Consider the following 17301-nt stretch of genomic DNA (forward strand, 5'->3'; position numbering starts at 1 on the left):
CAACGACCCTTCAATGGCTGTGAGCGTTAAGCATTGGAGGCAGTCGGAATATCACTCAGAATAAGAACTCAGCGGGGAAAAAATGACATCGTTGCCTGAGATCCAACAAATCGAAAAAAAGATTGAAGCTTTGGGCTCCACCGGGCGGGCGGAGATTCTGACTTACAGTGAGCTCGGGGATCTGCGTTTCCCAATCTATAAAGTCAGCTTCGGAAGTCAGGACCCCAAAGCCCCCGTTCTGGGGTTTGTGGGCGGAGTGCACGGGCTGGAGCGCATCGGTGCGCAGGTCTGCGTGGCATTGATGAATTCTTTGGCGGAACTGGCGCAGTGGGATGCCACCATTCAGCAGACGTTGCAGAATATTCGCATTTTCTTTATTCCGACAGTGAATCCGGTGGGCATCTATCGCAAAACCCGTTGCAACCCTCAGGGTGTGGATCTGATGCGCAATGCGCCCATTGATGCTGACAATCCACAGTTTCTTTTGGGTGGACACCGTTACAGCAAAAAACTTCCCTGGTATCGGGGGGAGCTGGGCGCCCCCATGCAGTTAGAGGCGCAGGCTTTGGTCAATGCGGTTGAAAAGGAAATTGCGCACAGCTCTTTGGCGATCACTTTGGATTTACATTCCGGATTTGGTTTGCAGGATCGTCTGTGGTTTCCTTACGCCAAAACAGTGCAGCCGTATCCTGATCTGCATTTGTGTTATGGGTTGAAAGAACTTTTGGACCGCACTTATCCGCATCATTTTTATCGTGTTGAACCGCAGGCCCGGAACTACACCACGCACGGGGACCTGTGGGATTATATTTACGACAACCATCGGGGCCGCGTTCAGGGGCAGGTCTATGTTCCGCTGTGTCTGGAAATGGGTTCCTGGTTGTGGGTGAAAAAAAATCCGTGGCAGATTTTCAGCGCGGAAGGTCCGTTCAATCCGCTGAAAGGGCATCGCCACAAGCGCACGTTGCGCCGGCACAACACTTTGATGGAATTTCTGATTCGTGCTTTGAGCTCACCTCAGGCATGGGCCACCACCGAGCCCCTGAAAATGCAGCAGCGTGAGCAACAGGCAAAGGAGCTTTGGTATGGCGAAAGGTAGAAACTGGCTTTTGTTGCGCGGTCTTGCGCGTGGAGTGGGGCACTGGGGTTCTTTTGCTGAAACCATTCAAAAACATTTCCCTGAGGATCGTTTTGAATTTCTGGATTTGCCGGGCAATGGCTCCCGTCATTTGGAAAGCAGTCCTTTGCGCATTTCTGACTATGTCAAAGACCTGCGCTCTCGTTGCAGCTACGTCAAAAACGGTGAATCGTTTCAGATTCTGTCGGTATCGCTGGGCTCGATGATCACGGTGGAATGGATGCGGGAATATCCGCATGAGGTTAAAAAGGCGTTTTTAACCTGCACCAGCTCTGCAGGCTTTTCTCCGTTCTATCATCGTTTTTATCTGGCCAATGTGCCGCGCGGACTGAAGCTTATCGGTCAGCAGCAGGATGCCGAACTGTGGGAAAAAACCATCCTGGGCATGATCGTGAACAATCAGGAACGTCGCGAAGCCGAAATGCCGCTGATGATTGAATACTCCAAAAAGTACCCGATGAATCCGGCCAACGTGTTTCGCCAGTTGCTGGCGGCTTCGCAGTATCGTTTTCCGGAACAGCCTCCCGGCGATATAAAGTTGCTGGGAAGTCACGGGGATCGTTTGGTGTCGGCAAAGTGCACCTTGAAAATTGCCGAACAGTGGGGTTTGAAACCTCAGATGCATCCTTGGGCCGGGCACGATGTTCCGGTTGACGACCCGCAATGGCTGCTGGAGCAGTTACTCTAAAAAGGCTTTTTTCGAGGTTCTTTTTCGGGGTAGATTTTTCAAACATATCGAGGTTTTTTTACCACCAAGTGCTCTATATTTGATTTGAGACATATCAACGCGTGGCTCCGTTGACTCTAGAGGGCTTTTCTTATTTTCTATCCCCTAGACTTTTATCCAGAGGCGGATGTGAGAGTAAGGACCTATATTGTCGCGGCTTTTTTAAGTACAGCGGCAGCCCCCAAGGCGATGGCCCAATCCACGAGCTTGAAATTACCTCAAGCCGCAGGGGTGAACTCTATCCAGGCCCCGGTTCCCACTTCAAAACCAGCGACCGTTTATGGTCAAATCCGTATGGAAGGCATGCAGTATCTGTCTGTCATTCCTGAATCGCCTCAATTGACTTACAGCCAGCTTCTTTCTGCTCGTCTGACGGGTTTGAAAGAAACCTCCTGGGTGGACTTTGCCGGGGATTTTTCTGCGGGAACGTTCTTTTCCCGGGGACAGTCACACATTGTGGTTTCTGAGGCTTATATTGCTTCCAAGGGACAGAACTTCCGTGTCTTTGCCGGTCGTAAAAAGAAAGACTGGAGCGAAATGGACCGTCGCTGGCAGTTGGGACTGTGGCAGCCAAAGTTTGCCATTGATGCTCTTCGTCCGGAAGAGCAGGGGCTGACGGGCTTTTTTGCCGATTACAACACCAGTGGCTGGGAAATCGTGGGGATGGCAACCCCGGTGTTCATTCCAAGCATGGGTCCGGATATTCGTGAAGAAGGCGGCGGACTGGTTTCTGACAGCCGTTGGTATCGTGCCCCTTCACGCAACTACGACTTCAATAACAACATCAACACCATTCAATACAAACTTGATATTCCAGAGGCAACCAAGCTTGCCGACAACGGTGGTGCTGCGGTGATGGGGCGCCTTGGAAACAAGGAAAAGGGCCCATGGGTGGTCGTCAGTGGTGGTTATCTGCCGGTGAATGAATTGATCTTAAAGCGCAAAAACTTTAAAGCCGCTTCCGAAGAAAAGGTCGATGTGACGGTGTCTCCGGATGTGACTCATCATATTTTAAAGTCCATTGATGCGGGTTATACCGTGGGCCGTGTGAAAGCCTCTGTGTCTTATCTGGAGGACGATCCGGTGGAAAAGCGCCCTGATCCGGACTGGTCGATTCAGAAGCTGATGCCCATCAAGGCCTATGCTGCCGCTGTGGATTTTTCCCTGTCTGATATTTTCACGAAAACCCTGGCTTTTCAGGTCGAATACCTGAAAGTGGATGGCGGTGGGATTCAGGATATTCTTTCGGATGGCAAGCCGGATGATTTCACGATGTTCGATGAACGTCTGAAGTTCACCAATGCGCTGTCGGTTCGCGTGGAAGGGCAGCTGGCATCCTTCTTCCGCCGTCCGTTTGTGACTCGTTTTAAGTATTTGTACGACTATGATCAGCGGGGCTCGTTGCTTAATACCGAGTTTCTTTATTATCCAAGTCAAAAGTGGGCTTTGGTCGTTGGAGGCGATGTGCTGGGGGTGCAGGATGAAAATCATGACCCGTCAGGTTTCCTCAATCAATACCGTGCGAACGACCGGTTCTACGGGGGCATGACTTATGTTTTCTAAAATTTCTGCGAACTTAACTTCGGGTCTGATAATAAAGGCCCTTTTGCTTTTGAGCCTGACGGCGGGACTTGCCGCCTGTGACTCTAAGGTCGGCGAGGAACCGCCACCACCGGATGCTCAGGAGTTCGGTGGCACTCAGTGCTTAAGTGATGCCAAGCCGGTGGTGAAAGCCTTCATTGTGGGGGATGCAAAAACCGAGGACGTGGAAACGACCTGGGACTGCATCAGCAGCGCGGTGGAAAAGTTCAAGCGCTATGTGCGTGGGCGCAATGCCGATCGCTACACATCTCAGGAACTGGCAACTTTCCTGGAAAGAAACTTCCTTGATCCGAAGGAAAAAATCACGATCTCTCCGGGACTGCAAGTGGAGTTCATGAAACTGAAGCAAGTGTTTCTGGGCGGCAGCCGGGATTATCTGACCCGTGACGAACTGGACAAAACCCTGTCCCTGATGCGCAGCCTGCGTCAAATCACGGTGAATCTGAATCCTTATATGAAAGTCATCGCTTTGCGCTGGGAGGTTTCCGAAACCCCAAGCATGCAGCGTGATGTTCGTTATTTTGAAGATGCCAATAAAGAAATTCAGGATGCAGCCCGTACGCTGGCTTCTTTGATTGAGAAAAACGGTCAGAGCTATTATCTGTCGGATTTCGTTGTTCTGATGCGTGAAATGTCGCAGCTGTTCGGGGAAACCTGGGAGTTCCCTGATGTGATCAGCAAGTACATGCCGATCATCAAGAAGGTGAAAAAGGCCCTGGCGGGGGGGGATGAAAATTCCATCACACCGAATGAATGGCGCCGTTTCAGTTTGCTGGGCGCGCGCGGTTACGTGCAGTTCCTGCGCTATCATTACTTTATCAAATCCGTGCCTGAAACCGGCACTGGGTATCGCCTGTCTTATCTGGCCCGCACGGTGGAGGATGTTCTGTCTGTCTTCCAGGATCTGGTGGCGGAAAAACCGGAAGGCGTGGTTTCCCGCGACGAGATCTTTGATCTGCTGAAAACTTTGGAAGTTGTCTGGCCGGAATTCCGTGTTTCCTCGGGGTTGGTCTTTGAGGGCATGAAGATCAAGCAGCTGTTCTTTGGCGGCAGTGTGGATTCATTGACGACCACAGACTTTGAAACGGCCCGCTTGAAAGTCAGCCGTATCAAGACACTGATTGAACGATTCATGCCTTATTATTCCATTTACGGTCGTGAATGGGACCCGGCAATGTATGGTCCGGAAGAATCGCAAAAGCTGTATATGGAGTCCCAGTTCGTGCTGGAAGCCACCGTGCGCGAAGCCGGGGTGTTGTTTGAGGGCTCTTACGATCTGAATGATCTGTACAATATCGTTCGTGAGATCGAAATTTTATATCCTCCACAGGAAGGGCGCAGCCTGACGGGGAAAGTAAAAGAATATCTGCCATTGATCATTGATGCGAAAAATATCGTGCTGGGCGGGAATGATTCTTCACTGCGCAAGTCCAACTGGAGTGTGCTGCTGGGCTTTGCGGCGCGTGCTTACTCTGATTACCTGTACTTTGATTACTTCCTGAAAGATCAGTCGTTCCAGCAGCCGGTGATTTTGAGTTACCTGTCCGTCTTTGCCAATCAAAGTCTGAACATCCTGCGCGATTTGCTGTTGGTGAAAAAGGAAAATCAATTCAGTCATGCCGAGTTGAACAAACTGGTAAAACACCTGATCCGTCTGGAGCTTATCCCGAAAGCGATCAACGAACAGTCCGCAGATCAACTGGTGAAAGTGGTTCTGAACAATATTCTGACACCACCGGAAACGCGTATTTCCGGTCATCAGCCAGATGCTCTGACTCTGACTTCGGTGGAAGTTGCTCGTCAGGAAATGCAGATCTGGGTTGATGCGGAACTGATGTTTGCCCAGATGGCCGAAGGCTGGCGTGAAGACGAAGGCATCCGGGGTAAAGACCTGTTGGAGCAGTTAAAGCGTACCAACCGGGCTTTGGATGCGTCCAATGGTCCGTTGTTGGCGGCAATGCAGGAGCTGCTGCTTTCGGTGGACAGTCCGGTCCCAATGACCACGAATCAAAAGGGCTTTGTGGTTATCTCCAATAAGTTCGAGCAGCTTTACACGCATAAAAGTCTGCGCGATCTGAACCGTAACAGAGCGGTGGCAAGATTGTTGATTCGTTCTTTTGCCACAGACATGAAGCGCATTGAGACTTATCAGGGGGCAACTCTGGAAGAGGTCGAAGGTGGCTTTAACAGTTTAAGATCCATTTTTGTTGAAATGGGACTTTTGGACCCGAAGAATGTGACTTTTGCGTCGTCCCGTTTCCGCGAAGCCAATATCTTTGTACCGCATTCGGATGGCAACAGTCTGGCGTCTCAGGCGGAGATCACGGATCTGATCGGAATGATCTGGTCCGGTGTGAGCATCAACGATGAGCTGCGCGAAGAATTGGTGAAAGTTTGCTTTAAGCCGGGCGAGATCGTGACGGATGCCAGCCGCGTAAGTCTGAGCTGCGTGCGCAAGGCCTATAAAGGTGTGATGACGGATATTATGTCTGCAACACCTGAATATGTGAACTTTATGAAGAAGGCCAGTGCCGATGACTGGGCTTATTATATGAACAACATCTTTATGGCGGCTGGATATATTCCGAATGATCAGAATATGGCGATGATGGGTGATATCGCCCTGACTCCGCATGTGATCCAGTATGTGGAGATGATTTTTGCCCGTTTTGACCGAAATAAGGATGCAATCATTTCCACACAGGAGGCGATCAATGCCTTCCCGGCCTTCAAAGGTCTTTTGAAAGAGCTGGCCAAGGATCTGCTGAACAGTGGAACATTGAAAGAAAAAGACCTGCTGGATGTCTTTACCTTTATCCTGCGCTATGGAAAACCACCAACCACGTTGACGGAAAAAGCCCGTTTCCTGCTGAAGTGGAAGGGTAAGCCTGAAAAATGGGATGTCTGGGCCGACCGCGTTCAATTGGCGCAGATCCTGGGGTATATCGCGGAGGAAGTGGCGAAATCGCCGGCAGTGATGCCTAAACCGCAGCAGTAAAAATTGAAATTTATTAGCAATAAAAAAAGGCCTCGGTGAATTACCGGGGCCTTTTGTTTTTTTAGCTGTCTTTTAAATTTAATCCAGAACTTTGGAAGTGGAAACCTGAGCGGCGGTGACCGTCGCATTTTCCAGAATCACGCCATTAAGAGTGCCATTCCCCACGGCATTTGGCAAAGAGCCGGAAAGATCCGTATTAGAATCGATGTCGGCCGTTTCTGGTGCATAAGCCGTCAGGTCCCGGCGCCAGACGTAAACTCGGGTTTTGGTGCCCACGTTGTGAACATCAATCACCACATCCAGAGCTGTCGGGAAGAAGAAGCTGGTGTTGCCTCCGGTGACGTTTTGAGTGCTGCCATTAACACTGATTTGCATGCTGACGCTGGCGCCAGTGCGGATGAATTTAACACGGACTCCGGACGAAGACGGCAATACCGTGCTGTTGGAATACATCACTGCCGTGACTGTGCCCAGGGTGATATTGTCCAAAGACGCTTTCAGAGCCATGGAGCGGCTGCTGAAATTAGGTACAGAGCTTGTGAAAGTGATAGATCCCGTACCCTGAACGATAGAGGAATCGGACTGGGAAAATGAGCCACCCGTGACCGTGTAGCTATCAAGGCCGGAAATAGACTCAACTTCGCCAGGCGCACAGCCTGCCGAAGCCAAAACAACTAATATAAAGAGAGACTTTAGAATTGATTTTTCCACATCATGGACTCTACCGGTATCGGTTGTTTAGAGTTATACTTCGCGGAAGGTTTGACATTATAAGGAGTTAAAATGTCACCTTTCACTTCAAAGTATATCAACTGACCGATAGGCATTCCAGTATAAACACGCACAGGCTGTTTTACGGAAATTTCCAGAGTCCAATAGTTGCAGAAACCGACATCGCCTTTGCCCGCTGTGGCATGGATGTCAATTCCGAGACGACCAACGCTCGATTTACCTTCCAAAAATGGGACATGTTTCAGAGTCTCAGTGTACTCTAAAGTCACGCCCAAGTAGAGAGTGTCCGGCATAAGCACGAAGCCCTCTTCTGGGATTTCGAAGGTGCGAATTTGGTTATGCTTCTTAGCGTCCAGCACTTTGTCTTCGTACACAGCCAGGGTTTTACCAAGGTGAACATCATAAGAGTTCGTACCCAGGCACTCCCTGCGGAAAGGTTCAACCTTAATTGAACCTTCATCCATGCACGCGAGAATCTGCTGATCCGTAAGAATCATTACTTAGTTTCTCTGTGAACTGTGTGGCGCTTAAGATTCGGATTGTATTTCTTCTTCTCAAGACGGCTTGGAGTCTTAGTTTTGTTTTTAGTAGTAGTGTAACGAGAAACAGGTTTGCCTTCAGCGCGAGCTTCAGTGCACTCAAGAGTTACGATGATTCTTCCTGTCTTTTTAGCCATTGCGGTACCCCTTAAATTGAACCGTTTGTATTGCCATGCGTTGCATAGAAAAAATGACAATACCTTTTCAAAGGGGCTCAAGGTATCAAAGGAAAAAGGAAACTTCAACAGGCAATTTCGTGTCTAGGAGGAGAATCGTGAAGGGTTTTGGACTTTTTTTTAGTTCTTTGCTCATGTTGGCCTGCGCTCATGCCCAAACAAGTGGCATTTTGGCTGGAAACAGCCTTCAACCGGTCTCTTTGACTGAAGCCGTCCAGAACGTCAGGCCGGGTTCTATCGTGGTCATCGGGGAAAATCACGGCTTCACTGAACATCAGACTCAGCAGGTCGCTATCATGCAGGCCCTGCGTGCTCAGGGGCTGGTTGTTTCCGTCGGAATGGAATTTTTTACATATACAGATCAGCCTCTTGTGGAAGCCTATCGTCAGGGGGTTTTGTCCGAGCCTGAGTTCCTTCAGCAGATCAAGTGGGGCAGTCCTTCCTATGATTTCTATCGTGATCAGGCGGTTTTCCCGGATCTGACTCAAGGGGCGGCGACCGTGGCCTTGAATGCGCCTCGCTCTTTGACAGGCAAAGTGTCCAAGCAGGGGCTGGCGGCTTTGACTCCCGAAGATATGGCTTTGATGCCTCCGCAGTTTTCTTTGGGGCGTGATTCTTACAAGCGCCGTTTTCTTTCCATGATGCCGCATATTCCAAGTCCCGAGGCGGGTGAGCGTTACTTTACGGCGCAGTCTATCTGGGACGACACCATGGCATGGCAGGCGACGGATTTCTTGCGTTCCCATCCAAATCAGGTGCTGGTGATTGTGGTCGGTGACTTCCACGTGCAGTTCGGCGGAGGTCTTCCGGATCGTCTGCGCGCTCGTGGGCTTGAGTTTCCGGTCCTGACCTTTTCACAGGTCAATACTCTGGGCTTGAGTGAGTCCGAAATTGCCAGCGAGATCGCCCCTTCAGAGCAAGAGGGTCCTCGCGCCGACTTCCTTTGGTTGGCCCCGGCGAAAAGTCCAGGCTTATAAAGGAGTCTTTGAGATTCACCTTAGGTTTCCTAGAATAGGGGGATGTAGAGGAGACTCCATCTATGTTCCCCTTGGAAACGCGCATCTTGGTTATCGACGACATGCCTTCTATTCGTGATCTGGTTAAGAACACGCTCAAGGCCATGGGTTACAAAAATATTCAGGAAGCGGAAGACGGTGAGCAGGGCTTGAAGATTCTGCTGCAAAACAACTCTGCGGGAAATTCCATTCAACTGGTGATTTCCGACTGGAACATGCCCAAGATGAAAGGGCTGGAACTTCTTAAGCAAGTTCGTGCGACGGCAGAGTTTGCTAATCTTCCCTTTGTTCTTCTGACCTCCGAATCCGAACGCGATCAGGTCACCGAAGCTGTTTTGGCAGGTGTATCCCAGTACATCGTAAAGCCTTTTTCTGCAAAAATCTTTGAAGACAAACTCAAAGGCGCCTACACCAAACACAATAAATAACGAAAAACAAAAAGGTACGGACTTACTTGAAGACAAACTCAAAGGCGCCTACACCAAACACAATAAATAACGAAAAACAAAAAGGTACGGACTTACTTGCAAAAAGGTACGGACTTACTTGTGGTAGCAGCAATGCGTTTAACGCTGTTGCACTACCAAAAGTAAGTCCGTACCATGGGATCCATGACTGTTTCCTATGATGTTTTGGCAAAGAATTTGGCGGCGCAAACCACAGAGCTTCGTAAAAAGCGCGGGCTGACTCAAGCGGCGCTGGCGAAGCTGGCGGGGATTCCGCGTTCGACCTTGGCAAGTATGGAAAGCGGTATGGGGAATCCTTCTTTGGTGAACCTGGCCAGTGTCTGTGCGGCTTTGCAGGTGTCTTTTGAAGAACTGCTGGCGACCCCAAGATCACAAACCAAACTGATTCCTAAAAATGAAATTCCCGCGACGAAGAAGGCCAGGGGCAATGTTCTGGTCTATAAACTTTTGCCGGACCCGATTCCAGGGATGGCCATTGATCGCATGGAATTTGAAGTGGGGGCGCGTTTGGGTGGGGTGCCTCATTCCGCTGGGACGAAGGAATATCTGCACTGTGTTCAGGGGGAGCTGACTGTCGTTGTTAGCGGCGAGAGTTTTACGTTAAAGGCCGGAGATGTTCTGGCATTCCCCGGCGATTCTGCGCATAACTATGTCAATACCGGCTCAGGCCGTGCGATAGGCCTGAGCGTGGTCACGCTGACGCCGAAGCTTTAAGTGCGGAAGTTTTTTTCCACGAAAGACCAATTCACGATCTTCCAGAAAGCCGCCAGGAAATTCGGACGGCTGTTGCGATAATCAATATAGTAGGCATGCTCCCACACGTCACAAGTCAGCAGGGCTTTGTGACCTTTGGTCATCGGTGTTTCCGCATTGCTGGTGCTCAGGATTTCCAGTTTGCCTGCTGGATTTTTTACCAGCCAGCCCCAGCCGGAGCCGAATTGTTTGATGGAGGCATCCGCGAAAAGCTCTTTGAATTTTTCGATAGAACCGAAATCACGGATCAGGGCCTCTGCCAATTCACCTGTGGGTTCGCCGCCACCTTGCGGGGACAGGCAGTTCCAGAAGAAAGTGTGATTCCAGATCTGAGCAGCGTTATTGAAAACACCACCAGAGCTTTTCATAATGATCTCTTCCAGGGACCTTCCTTCAAACTCAGTACCGGGAACAAGTTTGTTCAGATTGTCCACGTAGGTTTTGTGGTGTTTGCCGTGATGGTATTCCAAAGTCTCTGCCGACATGTGGGGAACTAAAGCATCTTGAGCATAGGGAAGGGGAGGAAGTTGAAAGGACATAAGGGTCTCCTTGGTTGTTCAGGTTGAAAATCCAAGGTCAGGATAGTGCGGGGACTGCGCGCGGGGAAGGTGTCGGTCCTTATATTGGCAAAAGGACGATATATTAGCAAAAATGTCGATAAAATGCCGAGATTCAAAGGTACGGACTTACTTATGGTAGCAGCATAGCGTCTAACGCTGCTGCACTACCATAAGTAAGTCCGTACCTTTTAGGCGGCGGGTTTGAGGGATTTTTCTTTTTGGAATTCGGTGATGTAAGGGACTTCTACGAACAGGGTGCTGCCCTGACCTACTGTGGATTCGACCCAGACGCGGCCTTGCAGTTCTTTGGCGGCGTTTTTGATGGCATCCATACCCACACCCCGGCCGGAGATGTCAGTGACCTGATCTCGTGTCGAGAATTGGCTGTCAAAGATGTGCTGGATGATTTCCTGATCGCTTTCCTTGGCGACGTCCACACCTTTTTGTGTCAGTTTTTCGCGGATGCGCTCAGGATTGATACCGCCACCATCATCTTTGATTTGCACCAACAGATAGGTCCCTTGGGTGTTGTGGGCTAAGTTGAAATTCACTTCCACATGGCCTTCAGCAGGTTTTCCCTGATCCACACGCAGATCAGGCAGTTCGATACCGTGATCCACAGCATTGCGGAAGGCGTGCACGAAGGTGGCAAAAAGGCCGCTATAGATTTCCGGAATCACCATGATGTTTCCATTGGTGATTTTCAGCGGAGCCACCATCTTGTCGATCTGACCTGCCACGTGAGTCATGACATCGCCATAAGGCTCGATGAAACGGGCCACAGGTTCCATTGCCAGTTCCAGCAGCAGTTCCTGAGCCACAGCACCACCGCCAGGAAGACTTCCCACCTTGCGGGCAATGTGATTCAGCTTACTGATTGCCACTTCGATCTGGCGTTCATCGGGGATGCCAGAGCTTCCCAGGATTTCCTTGGTTTGATTCAGGAACTTTTCAAAGTATTCATCGACCTCGAAGCACTTACCACGAAGCGCGATAAAGCCCGGATGAGTCCACGATTCATTTAACTCGGCCAAAAGTCCCTCGGCCTGATGACAGGCTTCGGCGACATCTTTGATCGAAAACAGCGCTGCGCCGCCTTTCAGGGTGTGCAGATTGCGGAAAAGCTCTTCAGTGTTGTAAGGACCGTCGTCTTTGCTGACTTCCTCGCGGACTTGCAGCAACAGACCTTGAGCTTCCTGAATAAAGCGGTGGATTTCACGCTTGGACTTGATCATGTGAATGATCAGTTTGGCGTGTTCCTTTTCGCGTTCGGCTTGTTTTTGGGCCTCGACCAGTGAAGTGATGTCGGAAGCCACGACCACGACACCTTCCATCGCGCCTTCGTTGCTGCGCAAAGGATGGTATTCCAAAGAGATATTGCGTTCTTTGCTGTGCGGGTAGGTCACAGGCCCCAGACAGGACAGGTCTTCAAACGGCAGCATTTCCATAAACAGGGTCTGCATCCATTTTTTGAAGCCTTCGACTTTATTTTCCGGAAGTTTCAGTACATCCCAGATCAGCTGACCATCGGGTTTGCATTCCACCGTGGCTTCGCAGGCCTTGGAAGAAACATCCAGAATCTTTCCGTCGGCGTTGAAGATAAAGAAACCCTGCCCCAGACTGTCCAGCAGGGCAGACATGGTCTGATTCAAACGCGACAATTCGCGGGTGCGATCGGCCACCATTTGTTCCAGGTTCTTACTGTAGTCTTCAAGCTGGGACTTGGCGTCTTCCAGAGCTTTGATGACATCTTCTTTTTGTTCCAGCTCGGCTCTGTATTTCTTTTGCAGACGTTCTTCCAAAGTCACGTCACGCACAAAGACGATCCAGTTTTTATCGCCCATGGAATCAAAGATTGGTTGCAGGGTGATTTGCACTTTGCCCTCGTCCGCATGCAGGGCCTTGAAATTCACTTCCTTATAGGGAGTGGCATCGCAGATAGAGATTAAATTATCCAGCGCCTCGATGGGCTCACTGAACTGGAAGAGTTCGTTGAATTTCATCCCTTTTGTGATCTTGCGGATGGACAGGCCGGCGACAATGGCCGCTGTTTCATTGCAATAGACAACCTTTTGTTCTGCATTAAGAACAAAAACCGGTTCCAAAAGGGTGTCAAAAAGAGAGTATTGAATCTTCATTTTACGAACGTCTCATTTTTCTGGTGATAAAGAGTGAATTCGCGTTTTTCCGCCCATTCCGAAAGCTCAACATCACCTTTGGCTTCAGCCCGGACGCGCCAGTAGATTTTCCCCAGAGGAACTTTTTCTTTAATCAGATAACGATTGCCCGCCAATGATTTGGAAATCAGCGTGCGAGAGAAGTCCGCTTTGTCGGAAATCTCGATGCGATAAGAAGTCGCGCCTTCCACCTTTTTCCATTCCAGCCAGATGAACGGTTCCATCTCAGTTTGCAGGAAGATGGACGCGTTATTGAACGGCTCCATCAAGGAAGGGGCGGTCAAAGGTGTGCGGAAGGTGTAAAGCACTTCCTGAATATTTGAAAACTCGGTTAAAGGCTTGTTGGCATCATCCAATGCCTGCACACGCACGGCATAGTTGCCCGGGTCATTCAGCACCAAAGCTCCGGAACTGGTGGTGTATTCCATTTGCTGCGGGTGAGAGAAGTCCTTCGATTTATCCACCTGCACCAGATAGGATTTTGCAAACGGCACTTCGCTCCAGCTGATAGGGGTTTCTTTTGGCCCCGGGGCTTGTCCGATTGCTGAAATTGTTTTCAGAGGGTTCAGTGTCAATCCGCCGACGCTGACATCGATGGTGCCCACTTCACTTGGTTCACTGACCAGTCCATTGAGTCCCTTGGCAAAGACGCGATAGTAGTGCTTGCCGGGTTTGAACTGGGACCAGGCCACCTGGTTCTGGGTGATTTCGTATTTTTCTGTTTCAGAGAAGCTGGCATCTTTGGCAATTTGCAGCTGATAGGCTTTGACTTGCAATACCGGCTTCCACGCAAGTTTCGGAGCTTCCGGCGAAGCAGGGTTGCGGTCTTTGCCTGTGGGTGCTTTGAAGTCCACTTTCTTCGTCACCAGAACCGGGCGACTTGGGCGCTCTTCTTTATAAGCCGCCAGATTCAAAGTGAAGGACACAGGTTCAGACCAAGGTGAAAGGTTTTTATTTTCAGTTTGCCCCTGCACACGCACCCAGTAAGTGCCGCTGGACAGACGAGGAGTCAGGGCGGCTAAAGTTGCCGTCTGACCTTCTTTCAGGATGGTTTGGAATTCCGGGTCCTGAGAAATTTGCCATGTGAAGTTTTTAAGCTGAGCCGGGGCTTTCCACTGAACTTCAGTGGTGGTTGCCAGCTCTTCCTGAGGTTTGACTTTCAGTTCCAGATTGATCTGGGCGGCCTGCAGTGGCGTGATAATTTCCGGACCTGCCAAATGAGAGATATTCATGCGGTGCGGAGCTGAAACGACACCCACTTCGCCGTTGCGATCATAAGTTTTCACACGCCAGAAGTAAGCTCCTGGTTGTAAGGGCTCGGTGACCGCCATGCGCTGCTCGGCGGTGGTTTTGGATAAGGCTACAGAACTGAAATCCTCGCTCGGAGAAATTTCCATTTCATAGCGGGCGATATCACCTTTTCCGTACCATTCAAATGGCAGTGGATCATCAGGGTTGATGCGCAGCCAGTTGATATTGTCGGCGGTCTTTAACATCAACTGCGGTTTTTCCACAGGCTTGATGTCGCCATCTTTTTTAACAGCCACGACGGCATTCTTCGGCAGCTCTTTGACGGCCTGTTTTTTCTTGTCGATGTATTTCACATCACCGGAAAGAAGTTTCAAATCCACGGTGCCGCTGTGGGCCTTGTTGAATTTGATTTTAGGTTTTTCCTGCGAGTTCGTCGGCGCACTTTCCAGTTTGAATTCCTCTTTACCGGAAGTGATGGTCAGGGAGGCCCCTTGAGCCAGTTCCCCGGTCAGGTTACCGTAACGCAGATCCAGACTCATCTGACCGTTTTTCAGATTCAGCGTAATCAGAGAATTCGGTTCGATACGAATCTGTGTGCCATCCTGAAGTTGAATGGTGGCTTCGGAGCGGTCACCCGTGAAGATAGAGTCATTTTGATAGACGCTGTCCTGGCGGGAAGCGGGCAGCCAGCTAAAGGTATCCAGATTTTTACGGCGCACATCATTTTGTGAAATCGCCACGGAACCAATAAGTTCCAATTCACTGTTATTGGCTTTTGGGAATAGCAAAGAGTCGTCGTACAAGAAGTACGAGAAAACCAGAAGCACAAGCAGGGCTCCGGTGAAGATCATCTTTTCAGTTCGTCCAAAACGCGACATAAGACTCCTGCTCAAAGCTTATCGGTCGGAAAAGACAAGAGTTTTACAGACCTTTGGCTAACTTATATGAGAATTTGTTTTCGGGGTCCTTGTGAAAGGGCATAATGAACTCGTGAAAAAACGTGGATTATCAATAAGATACAAAATTCTTTTGCTCCTCACTTCACTGCCTTTAATTACACTGACTGTGTATTTAATCCTGGCTTTGCGAATCTTTGAAGAAGACAAGATCGCTTATGTCTTTGATTCCTCCAGCAGAATGTCAGGAACCATGGCGGCTCAAATTAAGACACAGCTTAACGGAGTGCTGGGAACCACGAAGCCGATCTTTCAGGATTATCTTAGTCAACAAAAATTTTCCTCTGTAGGGGAATCCATTTTCCAGAATGAATTTAATCTGGAAGCGATTGTGGTGTTTAAGCCTTCCGCGACGGGCGCGTATGAAAGATCCGCGATTTTGGAAAAGGTTCCGGATCAGACCGCCGGTGTTTTGGCGCAGTTGCAGAACCACATGCCTTCTTATTTTGCTGAAGTGGAGGCGTCCCGCCGTGTGGTGAAGGTTCCAAGAAACCGGCCGTTTGCCGGTGGCTCGCTTGCGCTATTTGCTGATGGTTTTGGATCGCAATCTGACGTGACCACGGTGGAAAAGGAAAAAGCCCTGGGTGCGGTGCAGATTCTGATTAGAAAATCTTTGATCTTCTTCGGTCTTTTGATTTCTGTGACGGTCATTTTGAGTCTGTTTGCCTCCAGCGGTCTGACTCAGGCGCTGACTCAGCTTTTTGATGCGACCAAGAAGGTGGCCGAAGGGGACTTCAATATTCGTGTGGATGTGAAATCCAGCGATGAAGTGGGAAGCCTTGCGGATAATTTCAATATCATGGCGGCGGAAGTGTCCCGTCTTTTGGATCAGACGGCGGAAAAAGCGCGTATGGAGTCCGAGCTGCAAACCGCCAAGACCGTGCAGGAAACCCTGTTCCCGGAAACACAGGCCAAGATCGGGCCGCTGGCGATTGCGGGCTACTATGAACCTGCCAGTGAGTGTGGTGGCGACTGGTGGCACTACTGTCAGATCGGTAACAAGATCTTTCTGTGGATTGGGGATGCGACGGGGCACGGGGCTCCGGCAGCGTTGATCACCAGTGCGGCGAAGTCAGCTTCCACGATCATTGAAAGACTGAATATCACTCCGGCCAAGGCGCTGGAGCTGTTGAATCGTTCGATCTATGATGTTTCCAAAGGGCGCATTATGATGACGTTCTTCCTGGCGTCCTTTGATTTGGAAACAGGCGAGCTGGCTTACTGTAACGCTTCACACGAGGCGCCGTTCCTGATGAAAAAAGGTGAGGGGCCCTTAAAGAAAAAAGATCTGATTCCGCTGAATGAAGTGAATAATCCCAGATTGGGTCAGGCCCGTGATTCGGTTTACGAGCAGACAACCATTCAAGTTGAAACAGGAGATCTTGTTTTCTTCTATACGGATGGAATTCCTGATATTCAGGACCCTGCGAAAGCAGCGTGGGGAGAACGCGAATTTATCAAGGCTCTGATTGCCGCGAACAAGGATTTCCCGGGTGTGAGTGACTCGGTCGAAAGATTTGCTCAGAGTTTCCAAGCCCATCGTCAAGGCGCGCCCTTAATCGATGACGTCACGTTTTTTGTAGTTAAAAATGAAGGTCTTAGTTAAAATTGGTATCTGAACGAGGAGATTTGAACATTATGGGTAAACTCGATGTAAAAATGAACAAAGCCGCCGACAAGTTGACTGTCCAAATGGCAGGAACTATCGATGAGGATGTTGATTTTTCGCAGTTCAGCCTTGGCGGCAATCCACAGATTGAAGTGGAGCTGAGCGGACTGAAAAGCATCAACTCCTGTGGTATCCGTGAATGGATCAAGTGGATGGGCACAGCAGGCCCGGCGCAAATCAGTTTCAGCAACTGCCCGAAAGTGATTGTGGATCAGATCAACATGGTGGATGGTTTTCTGCCAGCCACTGGCAAGGTCAGCTCTTTCTTTGTGCCGTACTATAACGACGATTCCGGTTCGGAAAAGAACGTCCTGTTCCGTTATGGGACAGAGTTCACCGAGGGCGGGGTGACACCTCCAGCTTCCGTGAAGGATGAGGAAGGCAACGAAATGGAGATGGATGTCATCGAATCGAAGTACTTTAAGTTCCTGAAAAAATAAGAAACAACAGACAAAGGTCCAGATCTAGGGGCGGGCACTGAACATCAGTCCCGCTTTTTGCTTTTTGTTCTAAATTGAACATAAGAGTGAGCCGAAAAGG

At 49.8% G+C, this 17301-nt stretch carries 15 protein-coding genes; 9 read left to right on the forward strand and 6 right to left on the reverse strand.

The features are described from left to right. Positions 1-82: 82 nt before the first annotated feature. From EZJ49_RS08880 to EZJ49_RS08895, 4 genes are all read left to right on the forward strand, one after another. A complete protein-coding gene (locus EZJ49_RS08880) occupies positions 83-1099 on the forward strand; it encodes a M14 family zinc carboxypeptidase (protein ID WP_262551694.1) in 1017 nt (338 codons plus the stop codon). Further along, on the forward strand, positions 1086-1826 hold the full coding sequence (locus EZJ49_RS08885; RefSeq protein WP_262551695.1) for an alpha/beta fold hydrolase: 741 nt from the start codon (positions 1086-1088) through the stop codon (positions 1824-1826). Before EZJ49_RS08880 ends, EZJ49_RS08885 begins: the two co-directional genes overlap by 14 nt. A 168-nt stretch (positions 1827-1994) precedes the next feature. Beyond that, complete coding sequence (locus tag EZJ49_RS08890) at positions 1995-3428, forward strand: transposase (RefSeq protein WP_262551697.1); 1434 nt, start codon at positions 1995-1997, stop codon at positions 3426-3428. After that, positions 3418-6465, forward strand: coding sequence for a hypothetical protein (locus EZJ49_RS08895; protein WP_262551698.1), 3048 nt, complete (start codon positions 3418-3420; stop codon positions 6463-6465). The genes EZJ49_RS08890 and EZJ49_RS08895 overlap by 11 nt, the downstream gene beginning before the upstream one ends. Before the next feature lie 78 nt (positions 6466-6543). Here EZJ49_RS08895 and EZJ49_RS08900 read toward each other — a convergent pair whose 3' ends face one another. The 3 genes from EZJ49_RS08900 to rpmG are packed head-to-tail and all read right to left on the reverse strand — an operon-like array spanning position 6544 to position 7873. Then, the gene (locus EZJ49_RS08900; protein WP_262551699.1) at positions 6544-7176 is read right to left on the reverse strand and encodes a hypothetical protein; all 633 of its coding nucleotides are present in this window, start codon (positions 7174-7176) and stop codon (positions 6544-6546) included. Continuing rightward, entirely contained in the window at positions 7158-7694 is a 537-nt protein-coding gene (dcd, locus tag EZJ49_RS08905) for a dCTP deaminase (protein ID WP_262551700.1), read from the reverse strand. The genes EZJ49_RS08900 and dcd overlap by 19 nt, the downstream gene beginning before the upstream one ends. Beyond that, positions 7694-7873 (reverse strand): 50S ribosomal protein L33, encoded by a 180-nt coding sequence (gene rpmG, locus EZJ49_RS08910; RefSeq protein ID WP_011164830.1) that lies wholly within the window; start codon positions 7871-7873, stop codon positions 7694-7696. The genes dcd and rpmG overlap by 1 nt, the downstream gene beginning before the upstream one ends. 209 nt (positions 7874-8082) lie before the next feature. Here rpmG and EZJ49_RS08915 point away from each other — a divergent pair, with 209 nt between their 5' ends. The 3 genes from EZJ49_RS08915 (at position 8083) to EZJ49_RS08925 (ending at position 10109) form a co-directional block, all read left to right on the forward strand. After that, positions 8083-8889 carry a ChaN family lipoprotein gene (locus tag EZJ49_RS08915; RefSeq protein WP_262551702.1) on the forward strand — a complete coding sequence of 269 codons (807 nt, stop codon included), beginning with the start codon at positions 8083-8085 and terminating at the stop codon, positions 8887-8889. 62 nt (positions 8890-8951) lie between these two features. Continuing rightward, a complete protein-coding gene (locus tag EZJ49_RS08920; RefSeq protein ID WP_262551703.1) occupies positions 8952-9356 on the forward strand; it encodes a response regulator in 405 nt (134 codons plus the stop codon). Between the two features lie 174 nt (positions 9357-9530). Further along, on the forward strand, positions 9531-10109 hold the full coding sequence (locus EZJ49_RS08925) for a helix-turn-helix domain-containing protein (RefSeq protein ID WP_262551705.1): 579 nt from the start codon (positions 9531-9533) through the stop codon (positions 10107-10109). On the opposite strand, the gene EZJ49_RS08930 is transcribed toward EZJ49_RS08925, so the two are convergent. The 3 genes from EZJ49_RS08930 to EZJ49_RS08940 all read right to left on the reverse strand — a co-directional run bounded on the left by EZJ49_RS08930 (position 10106) and on the right by EZJ49_RS08940 (position 15014). Beyond that, a complete protein-coding gene (locus EZJ49_RS08930) occupies positions 10106-10687 on the reverse strand; it encodes a superoxide dismutase (protein ID WP_262551706.1) in 582 nt (193 codons plus the stop codon). The genes EZJ49_RS08925 and EZJ49_RS08930 overlap by 4 nt on opposite strands. Before the next feature lie 209 nt (positions 10688-10896). Then, complete coding sequence (locus tag EZJ49_RS08935) at positions 10897-12846, reverse strand: ATP-binding protein (RefSeq protein ID WP_262551707.1); 1950 nt, start codon at positions 12844-12846, stop codon at positions 10897-10899. Further along, positions 12843-15014 (reverse strand): FecR family protein, encoded by a 2172-nt coding sequence (locus EZJ49_RS08940; protein WP_262551708.1) that lies wholly within the window; start codon positions 15012-15014, stop codon positions 12843-12845. The genes EZJ49_RS08935 and EZJ49_RS08940 overlap by 4 nt, the downstream gene beginning before the upstream one ends. Positions 15015-15201: 187 nt before the next feature. Here EZJ49_RS08940 and EZJ49_RS08945 point away from each other — a divergent pair, with 187 nt between their 5' ends. Continuing rightward, a complete protein-coding gene (locus EZJ49_RS08945; RefSeq protein WP_262551709.1) occupies positions 15202-16698 on the forward strand; it encodes a PP2C family protein-serine/threonine phosphatase in 1497 nt (498 codons plus the stop codon). Positions 16699-16730: 32 nt separating this feature from the next. Further along, the gene (locus EZJ49_RS08950; protein WP_262551711.1) at positions 16731-17201 is read left to right on the forward strand and encodes a hypothetical protein; all 471 of its coding nucleotides are present in this window, start codon (positions 16731-16733) and stop codon (positions 17199-17201) included. The last annotated feature ends 100 nt before the right edge of the window (positions 17202-17301 follow it).

It is taken from the genome of Bdellovibrio bacteriovorus (genome assembly GCF_025558485.1).
Classification (GTDB): domain Bacteria; phylum Bdellovibrionota; class Bdellovibrionia; order Bdellovibrionales; family Bdellovibrionaceae; genus Bdellovibrio; species Bdellovibrio bacteriovorus_G.